Below are 21080 nucleotides of genomic sequence, written 5' to 3' on the forward strand. Positions count from 1 at the left end.
GCCGCGCCGTCAGTCGATGAAAATTGCGCCAACTGTTTGACAGCCTCCTTCAAGCCATGCACTATGACGGCACACAGCGGATTACTTTCCAGGGCAACTGTTAATCCAATCGGATTGGCAGACCGTCAGCCATGGGCGAGGCATGGGACGAACTGCCGCTTCGATGCCCACAGAAGGGACAGCAACATGAAAGTTGGTCTGCTACATCCCCGAACCGGCGTTGCCGGCATGTGGGCGCCATCCATGGATGCGGCCGCCCTGGTGGCGGCGGCCGAGATCAACGCTGCCGGCGGCATCCTCGGCGAGGAGATCGAACTGGTGTTCGGCGATTGCGGCTTTTCCAACGGCGAGGCGCTGGCTGCCGTCAATATGCTGCTGGAGGTCGATGGTGCCGAGGCGATCATCGGCGGCCATCCGAGCAATATCCGCGACACGATCAGTGATCGGGTGTCGCACCGCGTTCCCTATATCTACACGCCGCAATATGAAGGTCTTGCCTGCGGTCCCTCGACCATCGCCATCGGTAGCGTCGATCACGAATTGATGGCGCCGGCGCTACACTGGTTTCGAAACGACAAGCGCGCCGAGCGCTTCTTCTTCGTCGGCAATGACTACATCTGGCCGCGTTCGGCGCTGGCGACCACCCGGCAACTGATGTTGCAGCAGGGCGGCAAGCTCGTCGGTGACCTGCTGGTGCCGACCCATCCAATTGATTACACGGCGGTCTTGCGGCAGATCGCCCGCAGCGGCGCGCAGGTTGTGATCCAGGCGCTGGTCGGCCAATGTTCGGTCGAATTTAACCGAGCCTTCGCCGCCGCCGGGTTGGACGAAAAGATGCTGCGCTTCGGCCTGATCGTCGACGAGACGGTGATCTGCGGCATCGGCGCCGATGCCTCGAACAATCTATTCACCGCCGCCAACTACTTTTCCGAACATCATTCGCAATCGAACGATCATTTCCTCGAGCTCTATCACGATGCTTTCGGCGAATATGCGCCGCCGGTATCGGCTGCGAGCGTCGGCTGCTATGAGGGTTTCCATGTGCTCGCCGGCCTTGCCCGCGACCTCCAATCGCGCGACAGCCGCAGGCTTGCCCATCACCTGAAGCGTTCCTTGACGCGACCGGCGGCCCGCCACATGCTCAGCGGCAAGCCGGTCGGACGATCTCCGGGGGTCTATCTCGGCCAGGCCGAAGGCGCCACCCTGCGGGTTGTTGCGGCCTTGGCACACTGAAGAATAATTGAAAACGAAATATTGTCAGTTTCCATCCCTGATGCTATCAGGGCGTCGAGCAGTATTAGGGAATCCGAAATCACTTCATGGCATTTCTGGCGTGTCGACGCCGGCTCGTGTGGTTGAAATGACGCCGGCAGACAACGTCTATTGCTAGAAAATGAAACTAAAGAAAAGCAAAGTGTCGGGGTGGGAGGAAATGGCTCCAATTCGTCTGAAGGACCAGCTGGCCTATATGATCGCCAGTGTCAATCGCCAGCTTGAGCAGGAACTCGAAGAGCGGCTGCGCCCGGGCGGCGTGCCGATCGAGCAGTTTCGCATTCTCGAGGTGCTGGATGCCAGCGAACCTTGTGCCATGGGCGAAATCGCCGGCCTGTCACTGATTGAGCCGCCGACGCTGACTAAGATCATCGACAAGATGGTGGCCGAAGGACTGGTCTATCGCGCGCCGGACCCGAACGATCGCCGCCGCGTGCTGATCCTGACGGCGCCGGGCGGCAAGACGCTGTTCAAGCGGCTGCGGGGGGTCTCAACGGCCCAGGAGCAGCGGATCGTCGAATTGCTGGAATCCGACCGGGCGGCAGAACTGCGCAACCTGCTGCGAGAATTGATCCAGTAAATGGATGACAGTGGCGGTCGGCTGGCGGGCCATCGACCGCTGTGACCGCGACGAAGCCTGCTGATACGTAGGATGAAACGGTCACGCGATGAAAACCATCGGTGTTTGTCAAAGAGCAAGTCGGACCGGGCGCTGAAAGCTGCCCAGCGGCTGGTTCGTGGAGTGGTGGTTATCCTCTGTCAGGATCTGATCCTTAGCTGCGCTGAGTCTTCGTCTGCCTCTCTTTCCAGCTAAGGAAAGCATCCGGGCCTCCTTGTTTCGCTTCCGGCGGGCGAAAAAAGAAATTTCAACATCCTAAGTGAGAGCGAAGCGCTGGAACCTGCCCGAGCAGATGCAGCCACAAGATCCGCAGGCGCTGAATTGACATACGCACTCCATCTTCTGCGCGTCTGCCGGCCGCCGTCTCGCCTCAAAACCCCGTCGGGCGGCGAGTGTGCCAGTCGGTCGCCTGCTGATATGCGTGCGCGACTTTCAGCAGCATCGCCTCGGACCCGTGGATGCCGGCCAGCTGGAAGGCAACGGGACGTCCATCATCGGTGAAGCCGCAGGGCAGCGTCACGGTCGGTACGCCGCTGGCGTTGAACGGCGTGGTGAATTTGCCGATGATGTTGAAATCGATGGCGACGGCCGCCCGGACTTCTTCCCAGGTCGGCGTGCCGCGGCCGAAGACCGGCATGACGAAGACATCGATAGCTTCGGACATGCTGACGATGGCGCCGCGGAATTTGTAGCGCTCGATGACGCCCTTGCCGATATCGACCGGGTTGGCGCTGCGGCCGGCCTCCATGCCCTGGCTGATCCAGCCGCCATAGCGCGATGCCTGCGACGGATAGGTTTTTTCGTGGGCCGCTGCCATTTCCATCATAGTCATCGACATGGCGTAGGTCAGCAGCGTGTCGATCGCCGGGAATTTGACGTTTTGGGTCAGCGCGCCGATCTCCTCGAGGACAGTGATGGCGTCCTTCAGCAGGCCGATCGTTACCGGATCAGCATCTGGCGCAACATAATCCCAGTCGAGGCCGATCTTGATGCCGCGAGCGCCATAAATGCCGTCGAGCGCTTCGAGGTAGTTGGGAACCGGCGCCCTCAAGGTGGTCGTGTCGTTCCTGTCCCAGCCGGCGAGCGCCTGCAGCATGGCGGCGGCGTCCGCGGCTGAACGGGCCATCGGGCCAAGATGGTCGAAGGTGGCGGCAAGATCGAAAATGCCGTAGCGGCTGATCAGGCCCCAGGTCGGCTTGATGCCGGTCAGTGCGTTGCAGGCCGAGGGAAAGCGGATCGAGCCGCCGGTGTCGGAGCCGATCGCCGCATAGGTGAGGCCGGCCGCCGTCGAGACGCCGGAGCCGGAGGAGGAGACGCCGGTCCAAAGGTCTTTTTTCCAGGGATTGACCGGCTCGGGCATGTCCGGATGGTGCTCGATCGTCGCGCCCTCGGTCATGTGCAGCTTGCCGAGCAGGACGGCGCCGGCCTCGGCCAGTTTGGTCACCACCGTGGCGTCGTAATCCGGCTTGAAATCCTCGTAGATTTTCATGCCGCCGGTCGTGGTGATGCCCTTGGTGAAGCACAGGTCTTTGACGGCGATCGGGATGCCGTGCATCGGGCCGCGATAGATGCCCTTGGCAATTTCTGTTTCCGCGGCTTTGGCTTGACGCAAGGCCAGATCGGCGGTGACGGTGGTGTAGCTCTTCAGGCCGGGGTCGTATTTCTCGATGCGCGAAAGGATCGCCTCGGCGACGGCCACCGGCGAAACGGCGCCGCTTTCGATCTGCTTGGCTACGGATGTCAGGGACTGGAAATGGATGTTTTCGAGGGACATGCGGCAAAACTCCGTTGTTCGAAATCAGGAAAGCGGCGGGCGGCGGGTGTGCCAGTCGGTGGCCTGCTGGTAGGCATGGGCAGCCTTCAGCAATTCGGCTTCCGAGAGATGCGGGCCGATCAGCTGCACGCCGAGCGGCATGCCGACAGCCGACAGGCCGCAGGGCATGGTGACGCTGGGGCTGCCGGCGATGTTGAACGGCGCAGTGTAGCCGAGGAAACCGTGCAAATTCTTCAGATGGGCGTCCATTTCGTCGTAGCGCGCGCCGATAAAGGGATAGACCGGCGAGATCAGCGCATCGATGCCGACGAACATACGCGCCAGTTCGCCCTTGAAACGGTCCTGGGTGATGTAGGCCTTGGCCATGTCGATCGGGCTGTAGGCGAAGCCGCGCTCGAGGGCGGCGGCAAGCTGCGGGCCGAACAGTGCCTTGTCCGCTTCAAAGACCGGCTGGTGAAAGCTGGCGCTTTCGGCATCGGTGATGATCATCTGCGCCGACGTCGCGGCCCTGCGGTCCGGGACCTTGACGGGGACGATGATGGCGCCCAGATCGGCAAAGACGGCGATCACGTCCATGATCGCGGCGATCGTCTCGTCATCGACGCCAGTTTCGAGATAAGCCTCGTCGACGCCGATGCTAAAACCGCGGGCGCCGCGCACCCCGTCGAGCGCGGCCAGATAGTCGGGCGTCGGGGCCGACACGCTCGTCGGGTCCATCGGGTCGGGGCCGGCAAAGGCGTTGAACATCGCTGCGGCGTCGGCAGCGCTGCGGGCCATCGGGCCGATGGTGTCGAGCGAATCAGCCAATGGAAAGACGCCGTAGCGGCTGGTGCGGCCCCAGGTCGGTTTGAGGCCGGTGACGCCGTTGGCGGCCGAGGGAAAGCGGATCGAGCCGCCGGTGTCGGTGCCGAGGCTGGCAAAGCACAGGCCCGCCGCCGTCGCCGCCCCCGAGCCGGAGGACGAGCCGCCTGGCCAATAGTCGCTGTTCCACGGATTGAGGCAGCGACCGAGCGCTGGGTGATGCTCGCCGAAGGCGCCTTCGTGCAGATGCAGTCGGCCAAGGATGATGGCGCCGGCTGTTTTCAGGCGGTGGACGATGGTGGCGTCCTTGTCCGAGACGAAATCCTTGTAGGCGAGCGAGCCAAAAGTCGAGGCGACGCCCTTGGTGTGGAACAGGTCTTTTATGGCAATCGGCACGCCATGCAGGGGGCCGCGGTAGCGGCCGGAATCGATCTCCGCCTTGGCCACAGCTGCGTCCGCCATAGCGCTGTCGGCTGCAATGGAGAGATAGGAATTCAGCGCCGGATCGACGGTTTCGATGCGCGCCAGCATCGCCTCGGTGAGCGTGACCGGGGACAGGTCGTGGCTGGCGATCAGGGCGGAGACCTCGAGAAGGGAGGCATAGTGCAGGTCGGTGACGGTCAAGAGAAAACCTCGCTCAGGCGGCCCTGGCCGGTTGGAATTGGGCCGGGCGGCGCTCGGTGACGCCGGCAACCGCCTCGTAGGCGGCGCCGATGCGCAAGATCGTCGGCTCGTCGAAGGGGCGGCCGATGATCTGGGCGCTGAGCGGCAGGCCGTCGGCACCAAAGCCGATCGGCAGGGCCAGGGCGGGGTGGCCGGTGACGTTGAACGGGCCGGTCAAAATGCCGGCCCAGCGGCCGGCGTCGGGGCCGAAGGCGGAAAAAGGGCCGGCTGTCGTCAGGGCGTTCGGGGCGAGCAGTGCGTCGTGGGTTTTCAGCAGACCGTTGACGGCCGCGGTCAATTCGCGGCGCAGGCGCTGGGCCTGCACCAAGTCGGAGGCAGACAGCACGGCGCCTGAAATCAGCTGCTGATAGGCGTAGCGGCCATAGGCATAGGGCCGGGTTTTCAGGTCGGATTCGTGGATGGCGTAGGCTTCGGCAAACAGGATGACACGGTTGCAGGCGTCGAACTGCTCGAAGGGCGGCATGTCGACCTCCTCGACGATGGCGCCGAGGGCTGACATCTGTTGAGCTGCCGCGTCGAGGGCGTCGGTCGCCTCCTTGGTGAGCGACGGATTGTCGATAAAAAATTTCCGGGTATAGCCGATCCTAAGGCCGGCAATACCCTGGCTGAGCGGCGCGCAAAAATCTGGGACAGGGACATTGGCCGAGGCCGGGTCTCGCGGGTCGTAACCGGCAATCACCTGCATGGTGAGTGCGGCATCCTCGACCGACCAGGACAGCGGGCCGCAATGGTCAAGCGAATAGGCGAGCGGAAAGGCGCCGCGGCGCGAGACGCGGCCATAGGTCGCCTTGAGACCGACGACGCCGCAAAAGGCGGCCGGCCCGCGGATCGAGCCGCCGGTGTCGGAGCCCATCGCCATGCGCATCATTCCGGCGGCGACGGCCGCGGCCGAACCGGAGGAGGAGCCGCCGGTGAAATGATCGAGATTCCAGGGGTTGCGGGCAGGCGGGAAGGGCAGGTCGAAACTCGGGCCGCCAATGGCGAATTCGAAGGTGCCAAGCTTGCCGAGCAGCACGCCGCCGCCGGCCGAAAGTTTTTCCTGCACGGCGCAATCGGATTTTGGCACGTTGTCGCGCAACAGGTTGGAATGGCAGGTGGTGCGGATGCCGGCGGTATCGTAGAGATCCTTCAGGCCGTAGGGGATACCGTGCATCGGGCCATGGTCGAGACCCTGGGCGAAATTGGCGTCGGCCCTGTCGGCATCGGCAAGGGCGCGCTCGGTCGTGACCAGAACGAAAGCATGAATGTCGGGGTCTGTGGCCCTGATCGTTGCCAGGGCATCTTCGGTGAGCTGGCGCGAGGTCAGCGTTCCGGCGCGCAACGCGGCGCCGGCTTCGGCGATGGATAAAAGGTGGAGCGGCTTGGAAACGGTCATCGTCAGTCCTTTTCAACGAGGCTGTAGACGTGCGCGGGTTCGGCGGCGGCTGTTCGCGGCTGGCGCAGCCAGTGAAGGGCGGCCAGCAGCCGCCCGGCAACGGCATAGGTGCCGGCAGCGCGATCGGCCGGCGGCACGACTCCGGCATCGTGGAAGCGTTGTTCGATGGCAGCGATATCGGGCGGTGAGGGGGGGTGCGTCATGGTCGATCTCCTTCAGGATCTCGCCACGTTAATGTAAAAATTGATAATTGAAAACGATAATATCTATTGGTGAAATATTAGCCCGGATGCCACTTTTTTGCACTGCAGCATTCAATTTTACGCCCTATCATATTGGCAACGCGCAACATTCCAACGCGTCGCAAAGATGCACGCTTCGTTGGAAATAATTAAAATGCTTTAATTTTTAATATTTTACAATTCGTTAGAGCAATTTCGTCGGTGCTGTCGTGCTACCGGCTCGGCGGCTGGCACGGGCTTTGCAAGATAGTCTCCGAACACGGCGCATCCGCGGACAGGAGAAAGCACGATGACACCACTGAGAATGCGAGGCCTTTTCAAATCGGCTGCCTTTGCAGCCTTTGCAGCGATGGCTGCCGCCGGCTTTACCGCCCCGGCATCGGCGGAAACGGTGCTGCGCGTCGCCATGACGGCAGCCGACATTCCCGATTACACGGGCGCCCCGGACCAAGGTTATGAAGGCTATCGCTTTGCCGGCTACACGCTCTTTGATGCGCTGGCGCTCTGGGATCTGTCGAGCTCCGACAAGGCGGCCGATATCAAGCCCGGTCTCGCCACCTCCTGGACGATTGACCCCGCCAACAGCAAGCGCTGGATCTACAAGCTTCGCCAGGGCGTCAAATATCATGACGGCTGCGACTGGAACGCCGATTCCGCCATCTGGAATTTCGACCGCGTCCGCGATCCGAAATCGCCGCAGTTCAACCCGCGCCATGTCGGCCAGATGGGCACCTATGTCGCCAACATCGCCAGCGTCGACAAGATCGACGACTACACCATCGCCATCAACACCAAGGTCGCCAACTCGCTGTTTCCCTACGAAATGGCGATGTATTACATGATTTCCAATTGTGCGGTCACCGCCGACAAGAATGATTACAAGGCCTATGCGGCAGCCCCTTCCGGCACAGGGCCCTACAAGTTCAGCTCCGTCAGTCCGCACGAGCGGCTGGAACTTGTGAAGAACGACAAATATTGGGACCCCGCCCGCGTGCCAAAACATGACCGGCTGGTGCTGCTGCCGATGCCAGAGGCCTCGACCCGCGCGGCCGCCCTGCTCTCCGGCCAGGTCGACTTCGTCGAGGCGCCGTCGCCCGACACCATTCCGCGCCTGAAGGGCGCCGGCATGCAGATCGTCACGGTGCCCTATCCGCACAACTGGGACTACATGTTCCGCATGGACGTCCCGCCGTTCAACAATCTTAAGGTTCGTCAGGCAGCCAACTATGCCGTCAACCGTCAGGACATGGTCGACATGCTGCAGGGCGTGGCCACCGCCGCGACGCAGACGCTGATCCCGTCGCAAGCGTGGTACGGCAAGCCGGTCACCTATGACTATGATCCGGACAAGGCCAAGGCGCTGCTGAAGGAAGCCGGCTGCTCCCCGTGCAAGATCAAGGTCGGTATCTCGACCTCGGGCTCCGGTCAGATGCAGCCGCTGCCGATGAACGAACTGGTCAAGGAGCAGCTCGACGAGGCCGGCTTCGAGGTCGAACTGGTGCCGATGGACTGGAATGCGTTGATCGGCGTCTTCCTGTCCGGCGCCAAGGGCACCGAATACAATGCCATCAATTTCTCGATGGCGCCGATCGATCCGGTGCAGGGCATCCTGAAGAAATGGATGACCAGCTACGCGCCACCGAACTGCTGCAACTGGGGCTTCTACTCCAATCCAGCCGTCGACAAGCTCGGCGCAGAGGCGACGGCCGAATTCGATCCGGCCAAGCGCGACGCCCTGCTGACCCAGATGAACGAAGCCGTCGTCGCCGACGCTTCAGAACTCTATATCGTCCACGACCTCAACCCGCGCGCCCTGTCGCCAAAACTTTCCGGCTTCGTCCAGGCCCAGAGCTGGTTTCAGGACCTGACGCCGATCGTCGTAGCCCCCTGACCTGACACAGCGGCCGCAGCTTTGCCTGCGGCCGTTTCGCATCGTGCGACGACAGCCTGATGAAACTGGAGACATTGCATGTGGCTCTACGCGCTTCGGCGCCTCGTCCTGACCATACCGATATTGTTCGGCGTCACGGTCATCTGCTTCGCCCTGGTCCATATCGCCCCTGGCGATCCGATCCAGAACCTGCTGTCGCCGACGGCCTCTGCCGCCGATGCAGCCCGGCTGCGCGCCGCCTACGGTCTCGACCAGCCGATCCCCATTCAATATCTGATCTGGATCGGTAAAGTCTTTGTCGGCGATCTTGGCCAGTCGATCGCCAACAATTCGCCGGTCTCGGGCGAGGTCGTGCGGGCCTTTTTCAACACGCTGACCATCGCGCTGATTTCGGTGGTGCTGGCTTTCATCCTGTCAATGGTTCTCGGCGTCATTGCCGCCTACAAGGCCGGCACCTGGGTCGACAAGCTGATCACGGCGGTGGCCGTATTCGGCATCAGCGTGCCGACCTTCTGGCTCGGCGTCGTGCTGGTCATCCTGTTTGCCGTCAATCTCTTCTGGCTGCCGGCGACCGGCATGGGCGCCAGCGGCTCGGAGAATTTCAGCTATCTGCGCTGGGCCGATTTCAAGTTCGCGATCATGCCGATCATCGCGCTGGCGCTGCCGCCGCTCGGCATCATGACGCGCACGACGCGCTCGTCGCTGGCCGAAATCCTCAACCAGGATTTCATCCAGACCTTGCGCGCCAAGGGCATGAGCGAATTCCAGATCATGCGCCATGCGGTGCGCAACATCATGCCGCAGGCGGTTGCCATGCTCGGTCTGCAGCTCGGCTACCTGATTGGCGGCTCAGTGCTGGTGGAAACGGTGTTCACGTGGCCAGGCACCGGCTTTCTGCTCAACAAGGCGATCCTCACCCGCGACATTCCGCTGCTGCAGGGGACGATCCTGGTGCTGGCCACCGCCTTCGTGCTGATCAATCTCGTCGTCGACCTCGCCCAGTCGGTAATCGATCCGCGCATCAAGCGAAGCTGAGGAAGTTTTCATGTCCGATATCCCGATCCACTCCATGCCCGTGACCGTCGCCCCTGCAGCGAAGCCCGTCCATGTCCGCGGCTACTGGGGCAGTGTCTGGAACCGCCTGCGCTACGATTACGTCACGCTGTTCTGTCTGCTCGTCATCCTGCTGGTCGTGCTGTCGGCGATCTTTGCCCCGTGGCTGGCGCCGATGGATCCGGACAAATCGAGCATGGCCCACCGCCTGAAGGCGATTGGCACCAAGAACTATCTGCTCGGCACCGACGAGCAGGGCCGCGACATGCTCAGCCGTATTCTCTATGGTGGCCGCGTGTCGCTGACGATGGGCATTGTCCCGGTGCTGTTTGCCACCACCATCGGCGGCCTGTTCGGCGTCATCGCCGGCTATTTCGGCGGCAAGGTCAACATGGTGATCATGCGCACCATGGACGTGTTTTTCGCCTTTCCTTCGGTATTGCTTGCCGTCGCCATCTCCGGCAGCCTTGGCGGCGGCCTGACCAATCAGCTTTTGACGCTGACCGTGGTGCTGATCCCGCCGCTCTGTCGCGTCGCCGAAACCGCCACCAGCCAGGTGCGGACCATGGATTTCGTCGATGCGGCCCGCGCCAGCGGTGCCTCGACGGTATCGATTCTGTTCACCCATGTGCTGATCAACGTCATGTCACCGGTCATGGTCTATGCCTCGACGCTGGTGTCGGTGTCGATCATTCTGGCATCGGGCCTATCCTTCCTCGGTCTCGGCGTCTCGCCGCCGACCGCCGACTGGGGCCTGATGCTGTCGACGCTGCGCCAGTCGATCTATGTTCAGCCGCTGGTGGCCGCCGTCCCCGGCGTCGCCATCCTCATCACCTCGATCGCCTTCAACCTGGTCAGCGACGGTCTGCGCCAGGCGATGGACGTCAAAGCCTGATCGAAAGGACACAGCCATGACCGATCTGATCCTTGCTCCCGCTCCGGCGCCCGTCGATCCGCGTGATCGCGGTGGTCCGGCGCAGCCGATGCTGATTGTCGAGAATTTCAAGAAGTATTTTCCGATCCGGGCCGGGCTGCTCAGCCGCAAGGTCGGCGAGGTCAAGGCCGTCGACGACATCTCCTTCTATGTGCTGAAGGGCGAGACGCTCGGCATCGTCGGTGAATCCGGTTGCGGGAAGTCAACCCTGGCGCGGCTGCTGATGTATCTGATCGACCGCGATGAAGGCCATCTCATTCTCGATGGCGACCCGGTCGGCGAAGCGCGCGGCGTGCCGCTCAACGGCCTGCGTCGTTCGCTGCAGATGGTGTTCCAGGACAGCTATTCGTCGCTCAATCCGCGGCTGCCGATCGAGACCTCGATCGCCTATGGGCCAAAAGTGCAGGGCGCCTCCGCCAAGGATGCCAAGGACCAGGCACGGGCCTTGCTGCAGAAGGTCGGGCTGAAACCGAACCTGTTCGGCCAGCGCTATCCGCACGAACTGTCCGGCGGCCAGAAGCAGCGCGTCAACATAGCCCGGGCGCTGGCGCTCGATCCCCGCCTGCTGATCCTCGACGAGGCGGTGTCGGCGCTTGACAAATCGGTCGAGGCGCAGGTGCTCAACCTGCTCGCCGACCTCAAGGGGCAACTGAACCTCACCTATATTTTCATCTCCCACGACCTGCATGTGGTGCGTTACATCTCGGACCGGGTGCTGGTGATGTATCTCGGCCAGGTGGTCGAGATCGGTCCGGTCGGGATGATCTACGAGGACCCGAAACACCCCTATACCCAGGCGCTGCTCGAATGCCGGCTGAGCATGGATCCGGACGAGCGCGTCGAGCAGGCGCCCCTCGCCGGCGATCCGCCCAATCCGGTCAATCCGCCGTCGGGCTGCCGCTTCCACACTCGCTGCCGCTATGTCGAAGATGTCTGCGTCTCGACCATGCCTGATCTCGGCAATGTGCTCCAGGCCACCCCCGAACGGCACTTGGCCGCCTGCCATATGGTGCATGCCGGTTCGGGCCACAGCCGTGCGCCCGCAATGGCCGATGCCTGAGCCGCCACCAAGGAGATGCGACATGGATGACATGATGTTCTCAAACCGCCCACTGCCCGATGCGCAACAGATCGCGCCGTTCGTGCATGTCGACGACCTGCGCGTCCGGTTCGTCAGCCGCGACGCCACGGTCAAGGCGGTCAACGGCGTCTCCTTCGATTTGGCGCGCGGCGAGGTGCTATGCGTCATCGGCGAGTCCGGCTCCGGAAAATCGGTGATGATGCGCTCGCTGCTGCGGCTGCATGCCAAGAAGCGCACGGTGATCGAAGGCACGATGACGGTCGGCGAGCACAACATCACCGATGTCAGCGACAAGACCATGTCGCAGCTGCGCGGCTCGACCATCTCGATGATTTTCCAGGAGCCGATGACGGCGCTCGACCCGCTCTACACGATCGGCGACCAGATCGCCGAAACGGTGATGCGGCATGAAAATATCGGCAAGCAAGCTGCCTGGGCGCGGGCGCTGGAGCTGCTCGAGCTAGTGCGCGTGCCATCGCCGGAGGGACGGCTGCGCGCCTATCCGCATGAGCTTTCCGGCGGGCTCCGGCAACGGGCAATGATCGCCGTGGCGCTGTCGTGCCGCCCGAGCCTGCTGCTCGCCGATGAGCCGACAACGGCGCTCGATGCCTCGGTGCAGATCCAGGTGCTGGTGCTGCTGCGCAAGCTGCAGCGCGAGATGGGCATGTCGATGATCTTCGTCACCCACGATCTCGGCGTCGCCGCGCAGATCGCCGACAAGGTGGCGGTGATGTATGCCGGCCGGATCATCGAATATGGCGAGGCGCGCGATGTGCTGCTGCACCCGATGCACCCCTACACCAAGGCGATGCTGGCCTCGACGGTCAAGGATCAGGCGCGCGGCGAACCGCTCGAGGCAATCGGCGGCACGCCGCCGGACCTGCGCGCCCTGCCGGAGGGCTGCAGCTTTGCGCCGCGCTGCGCCTATGCCGGCCCGGACTGCACCATCGCGATGCCGCCGCCTCTCACCGACGCTGCCGGCCACATGGCCCGCTGCTTCAAGGTCGGCGTCGCCGGCGAACGGCTGTTCTTCGATCCGAAAATCGTCGAGCCCCCGTTGGCCATGGGGCAGCTATAGACATTCAAATTACTGTCAAAAGAAATAATTGAATTATTGACTAAACCGGAGCGCGCCGCGATAGTTGGATATCACGGGAGCTCAGCGACACGCTCCACCGTTTGGTCTGCGGACGATTTTTCCCATCGGCTTTGGGTCACAAAAAACCAAGCCATGGCGTCTCCGACAAGAGGAACAGAGAATGGCCGACCATCATCTCATGCCGAGCGTCGAAACCTGCCACTGGGGCTATTTCGATGCCACCAAGGCGCCGGCTATCAAGGTCGCCAGCGGCGATATCGTCACCATCGATACTGTCACCGGCGCGCCGAACGTCCTGCCGGATCCGGAAAAATTCCACATCCCGCCGGCGCTCGCATCCATCTATGCCAACCTCAAGCCCGAGGGGCCGCATATCCTCACCGGCCCGGTCTATGTCGAGGGCGCCAAGCCCGGCCATGTGCTGGAGGTGCGCATCCATGAGGTGTCGCTGCTGCAGGACTGGGGGTTCAACGTCATCATGCCGCTGCTCGGCACCCTGCCGCATGATTATGACGAGCCGCGGCTGGTCAATATCCCGCTCGACAAGGAGCGCAACGTAGGCATCATGCCCTGGGGGCTGGAGCTCGAACTGGCGCCGTTCTTCGGCGTCATGGGCGTTGCACCGCCAAAGGGCTGGGGGCGGATCACCTCGGTGGCGCCGCAGGCGACCGGCGGCAATCTCGACAACAAGGAACTTGTGGCCGGAACCACGCTCTATCTGCCGGTCTTCGTCGAAGGCGGCTTGTTTTCCTGTGGCGACGGCCATGGCTGCCAGGGCGACGGCGAGGTCTGCGTCACCGCCATCGAGACGGCGCTGCGCGGCAAGTTCGAGTTCATCGTCCGCGACGACCTGAGCTTTACCTATCCGCGCGCCGAGACGCCGACCCATCACATCACCATGGGCATGGACCCCGATCTCGACCAATGCGCCGTCAAGGCGCTGCGCGAGATGATTGCGCTCCTCGGCGAAAAGGCCGGCCTGTCGCATGCCGACGCCTACATGCTGTGCAGCCTTGCCGGCGACCTGCACATTACCCAAACCGTCAATGTGTCGAAGGGCGTGCATATGATGATGGAGAAGAAGAACGTGGTGGCGGGGAAGAGCACATGAGCAAGATCCGCATCGCCCATCTGGCCGGCCCAACGGCGACGATCCAGAACACGCCGCCGCTGGTCACCTCTAACAAGGCGCGGCTGCGCAAGGGGCTGGCGCCCATCACCGCCGGCAATGGCAATGCCGCCGCCTTCGATCCGCTCAGGGCACAGCGGCTGGCGGCGCCGGTCAAAGTCTACGTCGAGCAATTCTCAGCCCATCCGCTCGAAGCAGACACCGCCGAGCTTTACGACGAACCCGACGGCTATGTCGGCACCGATGGCAGTTTCAACAAGGCGCGCCGCGCCGACAGCGACAAGCCGGTCTACGAGATCGAACTGACGCCGGAAGACGGGCTTTATCCCTTGCCCTACATGGCAATGCAGAAGGACGGCTCGCCCTGGGAAGAAGAAGCCACCTATCTCAACAGCCCGAAAGCCCGGCAGGGTTTCTTTCCCGATGGATCGCGCAGTTTTGAGGAGATCGACCGGCTGTCGATCGGTGCCGACGGCAAGGTCAATCTGATCGGCGGCCGGGCCGATGTCGATTTCTACCGCGTCGCGCCGCCCGGCGGTTTTACCAAGGGCCTTGATCCTGCCGAGCGCGCCGATATCGGCGAGGGCGCCATTTCGGCCGAGCGCATGGGCTGGGATTTCTTCGCCTATAAACCGTACAATCTGGCAAAATCGCCGCCGCGGCCGATGCTGGCTAAGATCACCAACGATGTCCAGGCCGTCATGGCATCCGGCATATATGACGGCGCCATCTGGACGCAGGGCAGCCCGCAGGTCGAAGAAACCGCCTACTGGTTCAATCTGCTGATCGACACCAAATTGCCGATCGCCTGCAATGCGGCGCAGCGGCCGCAGGGGCAGATCAGCAATGACGGCCCGGCCAATATCGTCGATTCCGTCACCTACATCGAATCCGGTATCTGGTCGGACGGCAATGGCGGCAATCGCTGCGGCACGGTGGTCATCCAGGAGCAACAGTTCTTTGCCGCCCGCGAGGTCGCCAAGGTCGACGCCCGGCCCGGTGGCTACATCGCCACCGGCGGCCATGGCGGCATTCTGGGGCAGATCACCCACGCCGGCGCGCCCTATGTCATGTATGTGCCGGCCTACAAGCATACGGCAGAGTCTGACGTCAACATCACCCGGCTGCCCGCAGCGGTCAAAGGGACAAGGCTCAGCGGCGATGTCGTCGAAACTGTCGATGTCCGGGTCAAGGACGAGGGCGGGCAACTGCTGGCCGATGCCATCCCCTCGGTGTCGATCGTCAAGGATGGCGGCTATGCGGCGGAAATGTTCGGCGACGATCCGGCGCCCGAAGCCGACCTCGATTTCCTCATCCGCCACAAGCTGAGCGGCGGCCGGCTGGCCGGCTTCGTCGTCGAGGGCCTTGTGCCGTACGGCCAGGCGACGTCGGAGTTGCGCACCATGATGCTGCGCAAGGCGAGTTTCTGCGGCCTGCCGGTGGTGCGCGTCGGCCGTGGTTATCCGGAGGGCTTTGCCGATCCGCAGGCTTTTAGCCTCGCCGGCATGAACCTCACATCCACCAAGGCGCGGCTGCTGCTGATGGCCTGCCTGATGAGGTTCGGCAGCCTGCCGGCAGCAAGCGACCCGGCCAATCCGACCGACGACGAAATCAAGGCGCTGAAGACGGCGCTGGCCGCCTATCAGGCGGTCTTCAACACGCACTAGTCGGCAAAGGACCAAACATGCTCCGACTTCATGGAATCCTCGGTGGCGAGAAAGATCCGCAATATCGCGATCAGTTGCACCGTCTCGAACATCATGACGGTATCGAGCTGCTGTTCGTGCCGCCGTCGGAGGCCGGCCGCAAGCGGTTTCGACTATCGACCGACCGCGGCACCGACTGCGCCATCAGCATCGACCGCGACCAGGAGCTGACCGACGGCGCCGTGCTTTTCATCGATCCGACCCGTGCCATCGTCGCCCGTTTCGGCGAACAGGCCGTCTGGCGGCTGCGGCCGGCGAACAGCGCCGCGGCGCTGAAACTCGGCTGGAACGCCGGCAATCTGCACTGGAGGGTGCGCTTCGAGGACGACTGCATCGTCATCCTGCTCGACGGCCCGCGGGCCGATTATCGCGCCCGCATCGCTCCTCTGATCGACGAGGGTGATATCGAGGATCTTGCCGATGTTTGACACCGCCCAGGCGCTGACCCTGATGCAATACGGCGACAGCGCCTATCCCGCCGGCGGCTTTGCCTTCTCCTGGGGCCTCGAGGGCCTAGCTGCCGATAATCTCCTCGACGGTCCGGCCGATCTCGATGATCTGATCGAGGAACATCTTGCCCGTCGCTGGAATAGCATGGACCGGCCACTGCTGCGTCGCGCCTTTGATGCGGCCATTGATGTCGAGGCGCTGCTGGATGTCGACCGTTATGCGGAGGCGGCTACCTTCTCGGCGCAGATGCGCGACGGTTCGCGCCGCGCCGGACGGGCGCTGCTCGGCGTCGCGGCCCGGCAGCGCGGACCGTTGTCGCTATCCTTCCGGGCGCAGCTGACAGCGGGCGAGGGCCATGGTCACCTGCCGGTCGTCCAGGCGATCGTCTACCGTGATGCCGGCCTCGACTGGGCGGCGGCCGAGTTGCTGTCCGGCTGGACGCTGGTCACTGGGCTTGTCAGCGCCGCGGTCCGGCTCGGCAGCGTCGGCCATATCGAGGGGCAGCTGAGCCTCACTTCGGCGCGCGTGGTGCTGGCCGATCTGCTGGCGGAGCCGGTTGATACCAGCCGGCAAGCGTCGAGTTTTACGCCGCTGATCGACATCGCCGTGTCGCGCGGCCCGTCGCGGCATGTCCGCCTGTTTTCCACCTGATGCCGGGGCTCTTGCCATGATGAACCTGTCGCCGACCGAGATGGATCGCCTGACCATCTTCACCGCTGCAGAGATGGCGCGCCGCAACCGGGCTGCCGGCGTGCGTCTCAGCCATCCGGAAGCGGTCGCCTTTCTCACCGACGAAGTAATGTTCGCCGCCCGCCGCGACATGGCCTATGCCGAAATCCGCGACATGGCCGGCCGGCTGCTGACCACTGACGATGTCGAGCCCGGCGTCGCCGAAATGATCCCGATGCTCTACATCGAATGCCTGTTTGCCGAAGGCACCAAGGTCATGGCGTTGTTCGAGCCGATCGCCCGCGGTGAAAGGCCTTTGCTGGACGACGTCGTCCCCGGCCAGATCGTTTCAGCCCAGGGCGATATCGCCATGTTCACAGACCTGCCGGCCATCACCATCGACGTCGTCAACACCGGCGACCGCGACGTGCAGGTGCGCAGCCACACGCATTTCTTCGAGGTCAACCGGGCGCTCGATTTCGACCGCCGCGCCGCCTGGGGCATGAAGGTCGACCGCCCGGCCGGCGCCGGCATCCGCTTCGAGCCGGGCGCTGTCAAGTCGGTGCGGCTGGTGCCGATCGAGGGTGGCCGCATCGTCCGCGGCGCCGCCGGCCTGGTCAACGGCCCGCTGGATGAGCCCGGCGCCGTTGATCGTTCCCTAAATCTCGCCCGCGCCCGCGGCTACCTCGGAGCATAGAATGGCAACCCTCAGCCGACAGGCCTACGCCGAACACTACGGGCCGACCAAGGGCGATCTGGTGCGGCTTGGCGATACCGAGCTGTTCGCCGAGATCGAGCACGATTTCACCGTCTACGGCCACGAACTGCTGATCGGCGCCGGCAAGAATTTGCGCGATGGCGAAGGCATCAACGGCTACCTGACGTCGTCCGACAAGATCCTCGACATCGTCATCAAGAACGCCACGATCATCGACGCCGTCGCCGGCATCATCAAGGCCGATATCGGCATCCGCGACGGCCGCATCGTCGGCATCGGCAAGGCCGGCAATCCGGACGTCATGCCGGGCGTCCATCCCGACATGATCGTCGGCCAGACGACCTCGCCGGTCTCCGGCGCCGGCTTCATCGTGACCGCTGGCGCAATAGAATCTCACGCCCATCTCGGCTCGCCGGAGCAGTCCGACCACGCGCTGTCGGGTGGCACGACGACGATGATCGGCAATGGCCCCGGCCCGCTGTTCGACGTCGGCAGCGGCAGCACTGCTACCTTTGGCCGTTTTCTGCAGGCCACCGAGTTTTCGCCGTTGAACTATGCCCTGTTTGGCCGTGGTTCATCGAATGCCGAAGCAGTCGAAGAATCGGTCGCTGCAGGCGCGATGGCGGTAAAAATCCACGAGGATTTTGGGGCGGCCCCGTCGGTTATCGACCAGAGCCTGATGGCCGCCGATCGCAATGATTTCGCGGTGCATCTGCATACCGATTCGATCAACGAATTCGGTTTTTGCGAGGACACGATGGATGCCATCGATGGCCGCACCATCCATATGTACCACGTCGAGGGCGCTGGCGGTGGCCATGCGCCGGACCTGCTGAAAGTCGTCTCCTATGACAACGTCATCCCATCCTCGACCAATCCCACCAATCCCTACACCTCCTACGGCATGGAGGAGGGCGTGCCGATGGCGATGATCTGCCACCAGCTGAACTACAACACGCCGGAGGACGTCGTCTTCGGTGAGTCGCGAGTGCGGGCGCAGACGATGGCGGCTGAGGATTTTTTGCACGACATGGGCGCCATCTCGATTTTCGGCACCGATACGCAAGGCATGGGCCGGCTGGCCGAGAACGTTGCTAATTGCTGGCAGCTGGCCAGCGTCATGAAGGAGCGTATCGGCCGGCGGGCCGAGGAGACGACGGCGAAGGCCGACAACGAACGGATCAAGCGCTACATCGCCAAACTGACCATCAATCCGGCCATCGCCGTCGGCATCGACGATCATGTCGGCTCGATCGCCGTCGGCAAGATGGCCGATTTGGTGCTATGGCCGCGTGCCTCCTTCGGCATCAAACCCTACATGGTCATCAAGAATGGCTTTATAGTCTGGGCGGCGATGGGCGACGGAAACGGTAGTCTCGGCCTGGCGGAACCGATGATCCAGAAGCGCATGTGGGGCGCGCTGGGTGCGGCGCCTGCGCATCTCGGCGTCAACTTTGTCTCGAAGCTGGCGCGGGAAGCCGATGTCGGCCGCAAGCTCGGGCTGGTGAAGCAGATGGTGCCGATCAAGAGTGTCCGCAAGCTGCGCAAGACCGACATGGTGCGCAACGCCGCCATGCCGCATGTCGAGGTCGATCCGCAAACTTTTGAGGTGCGCGCCGACGGTGCGCTGCTCATGTGCCCGCCAGCGCGCAAAGTGCCGTTGTCGCGGAGGTACATGTTGCGATGAACCCGCTTGTCACACCCACCGCCCGCATTGCCGCCGCCCGCGTTGGCATCGGCGGCCCGGTCGGCTCCGGCAAGACCGCGCTGGTCGAACGGCTTATCCCAGCCTTGATGGCCCGCGGCATTGACATTGCCGTCATCACCAACGACCTCGTCACCGCCGAAGACGCCATGCGTATCCGTCGGTCCGGCTTGATCGATCCAGCAAGGGTGTCGGCGGTTGAGGCGGGCGCCTGCCCGCACACCGTCATCCGCGAGGATCCGACGTTGAACATCGAGGCGGCCGACGAACTCGAACGGCGCTTTCCCGGCGTCGAACTGATCCTGCTCGAAAGCGGCGGCGACAATCTCGCCTCGACGTTTTCGCGCGATCTCACCGATTTCTGGATGTTTGTCATCGACGTCGCCGGCGGCGACGATATCCCGCGCAAGCGCGGTCCCGGTGTCATCCGTAGCGACATTCTCATCATCAACAAGACCGATCTTGCGCCGCATGTCGGCGTCGACCTGGAGCGCATGCACAAGGAGGCGCTCGCCGTGCGCGACAACCGGGCGGTGCTGATGACCAATTGCCGCCTGGGGGAAGGCATTGATGCCGTCGTCGCGATGATCGAACGCGACGTGCTGTTTCGAGCGTGAAGACGGAAAAGCCAGTCTACCAGCCACAGCTCGATTTGGGCTTCGTCCGCCGCGGCGACCGAACCATTATTGATCGGCGACTTTTTTCCTGGCCCTTCGTCATCACCCGTACCTTCTGGCTAGACCAATGTCCGGCAGACATGCTTACAGTCATCCTGCAGACCGGCAGCGGCGCAATGCACGGCGAGGACTTTTTGGCACAACGCATTTGGCTGGGCGAGGGTGCCAGCGTCCATCTTACCACCCAGGGCGCAACGTCGGTGCACCGTGCCGATCCCGGATGTTCGGCGCGCGAAGCCATCGATATTTCGGTCGCCGCCGGCGGCTTTCTGGAATATCTGCCCGAGCCGCGCATTCTCTTTCCGGATGCGGCCCTCAGCCAGAGCATCGACATCAACTGCGCCGCCAATGCCACGGCGATCGTCTCCGACGCCTTCACGGTTTACGACCCCGAGAACCGTGGCCGATCGTTCCAACGGATGGAAGCAACGACCAGGCTGAGAATTGACGGCGGCCAACCAGTCATGGTCGATCGCCTGGATATCACCAACCTCTCGAGCGGCAGACGGCAGGCGCAGTACACCTCCTACGGCAGTATGATTCTTGTCGCCGCCAAGCCGGTCGAGACGCTGGAGCGGCTGTCGCTACAGATATCGGCTCGGATGGAATCCATCCCCAACCTCTATGCCGCAGCCAGCGTTCTGCCAGGCCAGGCCGGGGTCGGCGTCAAGCTGGCCGGAGGCGATTTGCGCAGCCTACGCGCTGGGCTCGAAGTTGCTTGGACTGCCTTCCGCATTCACTGCTGCGGCGCGACTCCCCCGTCACGTCGCAAAGCTGACGCGGCATAACCGGTGGCGCAGCAACGCCCACATTGGGGCAACCCGCTCCAGCGAAATCCCTTCGCCGCGCCGAAGCGATCAAGCGCGGTTCGCGGGCGGTCGTCGGCGCGGAAATAATGGCTTCATCAACTTAACCCTCCTCGCAAATCCAGCCGCTGTTCGTGCCGAGCACCCCAACCAGCCGATGCGAAATCAGAAGCAAAGGTGTCGCTTTCCATTTTCGATCTTCGAAAGCAGGCGTCTACGACGCGAACCGCGGACGCTCGTTGCCTGCTCAACGCCGCAGGGTTCCATAAATTCCTTTTATGGCCTAAAGTCCTTCATCAAGCACTTGACGTGTTCAGGAACGGCATCGACGGTTCAGATCCGCTGAAGGTGTTCAGTTGCACCTGAGCGGCCGCCGTCATATTAGGTCACAGACT

At 63.1% G+C, this 21080-nt stretch carries 19 protein-coding genes; 15 read left to right on the top strand and 4 right to left on the bottom strand.

Annotated features, from left to right (window positions below):
• The first annotated feature begins 186 nt into the window (after positions 1 to 186).
• Positions 187 to 1233: a substrate-binding domain-containing protein gene (locus PR018_RS20980; protein ID WP_161990985.1), complete on the top strand. Its 1047-nt coding sequence runs from the start codon at positions 187 to 189 to the stop codon at positions 1231 to 1233.
• 199 nt (positions 1234 to 1432) lie between these two features.
• Positions 1433 to 1852, top strand: coding sequence for a MarR family winged helix-turn-helix transcriptional regulator (locus PR018_RS20985; protein WP_162854777.1), 420 nt, complete (start codon positions 1433 to 1435; stop codon positions 1850 to 1852).
• 409 nt (positions 1853 to 2261) lie between these two features.
• Here PR018_RS20985 and PR018_RS20990 read toward each other — a convergent pair whose 3' ends face one another.
• Genes PR018_RS20990 through PR018_RS21005 form a run of 4 tightly spaced genes read right to left on the bottom strand, consistent with a single transcriptional unit; the run spans position 2262 to position 6728 of the window.
• Positions 2262 to 3665, bottom strand: coding sequence for an amidase (locus PR018_RS20990; RefSeq protein WP_142831215.1), 1404 nt, complete (start codon positions 3663 to 3665; stop codon positions 2262 to 2264).
• A gap of 24 nt (positions 3666 to 3689) precedes the next feature.
• Complete coding sequence (locus PR018_RS20995; RefSeq protein ID WP_142831216.1) at positions 3690 to 5090, bottom strand: amidase; 1401 nt, start codon at positions 5088 to 5090, stop codon at positions 3690 to 3692.
• 13 nt (positions 5091 to 5103) lie between these two features.
• Positions 5104 to 6525 carry an amidase gene (locus PR018_RS21000; protein ID WP_142831217.1) on the bottom strand — a complete coding sequence of 474 codons (1422 nt, stop codon included), beginning with the start codon at positions 6523 to 6525 and terminating at the stop codon, positions 5104 to 5106.
• Between the two features lie 2 nt (positions 6526 to 6527).
• Positions 6528 to 6728, bottom strand: coding sequence for a hypothetical protein (locus tag PR018_RS21005; RefSeq protein ID WP_142831218.1), 201 nt, complete (start codon positions 6726 to 6728; stop codon positions 6528 to 6530).
• A gap of 328 nt (positions 6729 to 7056) precedes the next feature.
• Between PR018_RS21005 and PR018_RS21010 the strand changes: the two genes are divergently transcribed.
• The 13 genes from PR018_RS21010 to PR018_RS21070 all read left to right on the top strand — a co-directional run bounded on the left by PR018_RS21010 (position 7057) and on the right by PR018_RS21070 (position 20667).
• Positions 7057 to 8658, top strand: coding sequence for an ABC transporter substrate-binding protein (locus PR018_RS21010; protein WP_142831219.1), 1602 nt, complete (start codon positions 7057 to 7059; stop codon positions 8656 to 8658).
• A gap of 78 nt (positions 8659 to 8736) precedes the next feature.
• Entirely contained in the window at positions 8737 to 9693 is a 957-nt protein-coding gene (locus PR018_RS21015; protein ID WP_142831220.1) for an ABC transporter permease, read from the top strand.
• Between the two features lie 10 nt (positions 9694 to 9703).
• Positions 9704 to 10606, top strand: coding sequence for an ABC transporter permease (locus PR018_RS21020; RefSeq protein ID WP_374108297.1), 903 nt, complete (start codon positions 9704 to 9706; stop codon positions 10604 to 10606).
• A 16-nt stretch (positions 10607 to 10622) separates the two neighbouring features.
• Entirely contained in the window at positions 10623 to 11705 is a 1083-nt protein-coding gene (locus tag PR018_RS21025) for an ABC transporter ATP-binding protein (protein ID WP_142831221.1), read from the top strand.
• A 22-nt stretch (positions 11706 to 11727) separates the two neighbouring features.
• Positions 11728 to 12804, top strand: coding sequence for an ABC transporter ATP-binding protein (locus PR018_RS21030; protein WP_244615437.1), 1077 nt, complete (start codon positions 11728 to 11730; stop codon positions 12802 to 12804).
• A gap of 181 nt (positions 12805 to 12985) precedes the next feature.
• On the top strand, positions 12986 to 13936 hold the full coding sequence (locus tag PR018_RS21035) for an acetamidase/formamidase family protein (protein WP_142831222.1): 951 nt from the start codon (positions 12986 to 12988) through the stop codon (positions 13934 to 13936).
• Positions 13933 to 15621, top strand: coding sequence for an asparaginase domain-containing protein (locus tag PR018_RS21040; protein ID WP_142831223.1), 1689 nt, complete (start codon positions 13933 to 13935; stop codon positions 15619 to 15621). Before PR018_RS21035 ends, PR018_RS21040 begins: the two co-directional genes overlap by 4 nt.
• 17 nt (positions 15622 to 15638) lie before the next feature.
• Positions 15639 to 16088, top strand: a complete 450-nt coding sequence (gene ureE, locus PR018_RS21045) for an urease accessory protein UreE (RefSeq protein ID WP_142831224.1) — start codon at positions 15639 to 15641, stop codon at positions 16086 to 16088.
• Positions 16081 to 16761, top strand: coding sequence for an urease accessory protein UreF (locus PR018_RS21050; RefSeq protein ID WP_142831225.1), 681 nt, complete (start codon positions 16081 to 16083; stop codon positions 16759 to 16761). The genes ureE and PR018_RS21050 overlap by 8 nt, the downstream gene beginning before the upstream one ends.
• Positions 16762 to 16777: 16 nt before the next feature.
• Entirely contained in the window at positions 16778 to 17476 is a 699-nt protein-coding gene (ureB, locus tag PR018_RS21055) for an urease subunit beta (RefSeq protein ID WP_142831226.1), read from the top strand.
• A gap of 1 nt (position 17477) precedes the next feature.
• Positions 17478 to 19184 carry an urease subunit alpha gene (gene ureC / locus PR018_RS21060; RefSeq protein WP_142831227.1) on the top strand — a complete coding sequence of 569 codons (1707 nt, stop codon included), beginning with the start codon at positions 17478 to 17480 and terminating at the stop codon, positions 19182 to 19184.
• Positions 19181 to 19819: an urease accessory protein UreG gene (gene ureG, locus PR018_RS21065; protein ID WP_142831228.1), complete on the top strand. Its 639-nt coding sequence runs from the start codon at positions 19181 to 19183 to the stop codon at positions 19817 to 19819. The genes ureC and ureG overlap by 4 nt, the downstream gene beginning before the upstream one ends.
• A gap of 194 nt (positions 19820 to 20013) precedes the next feature.
• The gene (locus tag PR018_RS21070; RefSeq protein ID WP_244615440.1) at positions 20014 to 20667 is read left to right on the top strand and encodes an urease accessory protein UreD; all 654 of its coding nucleotides are present in this window, start codon (positions 20014 to 20016) and stop codon (positions 20665 to 20667) included.
• The last annotated feature ends 413 nt before the right edge of the window (positions 20668 to 21080 follow it).

It is taken from the genome of Rhizobium rhododendri, from assembly GCF_007000325.2.
GTDB lineage: Bacteria > Pseudomonadota > Alphaproteobacteria > Rhizobiales > Rhizobiaceae > Rhizobium > Rhizobium rhododendri.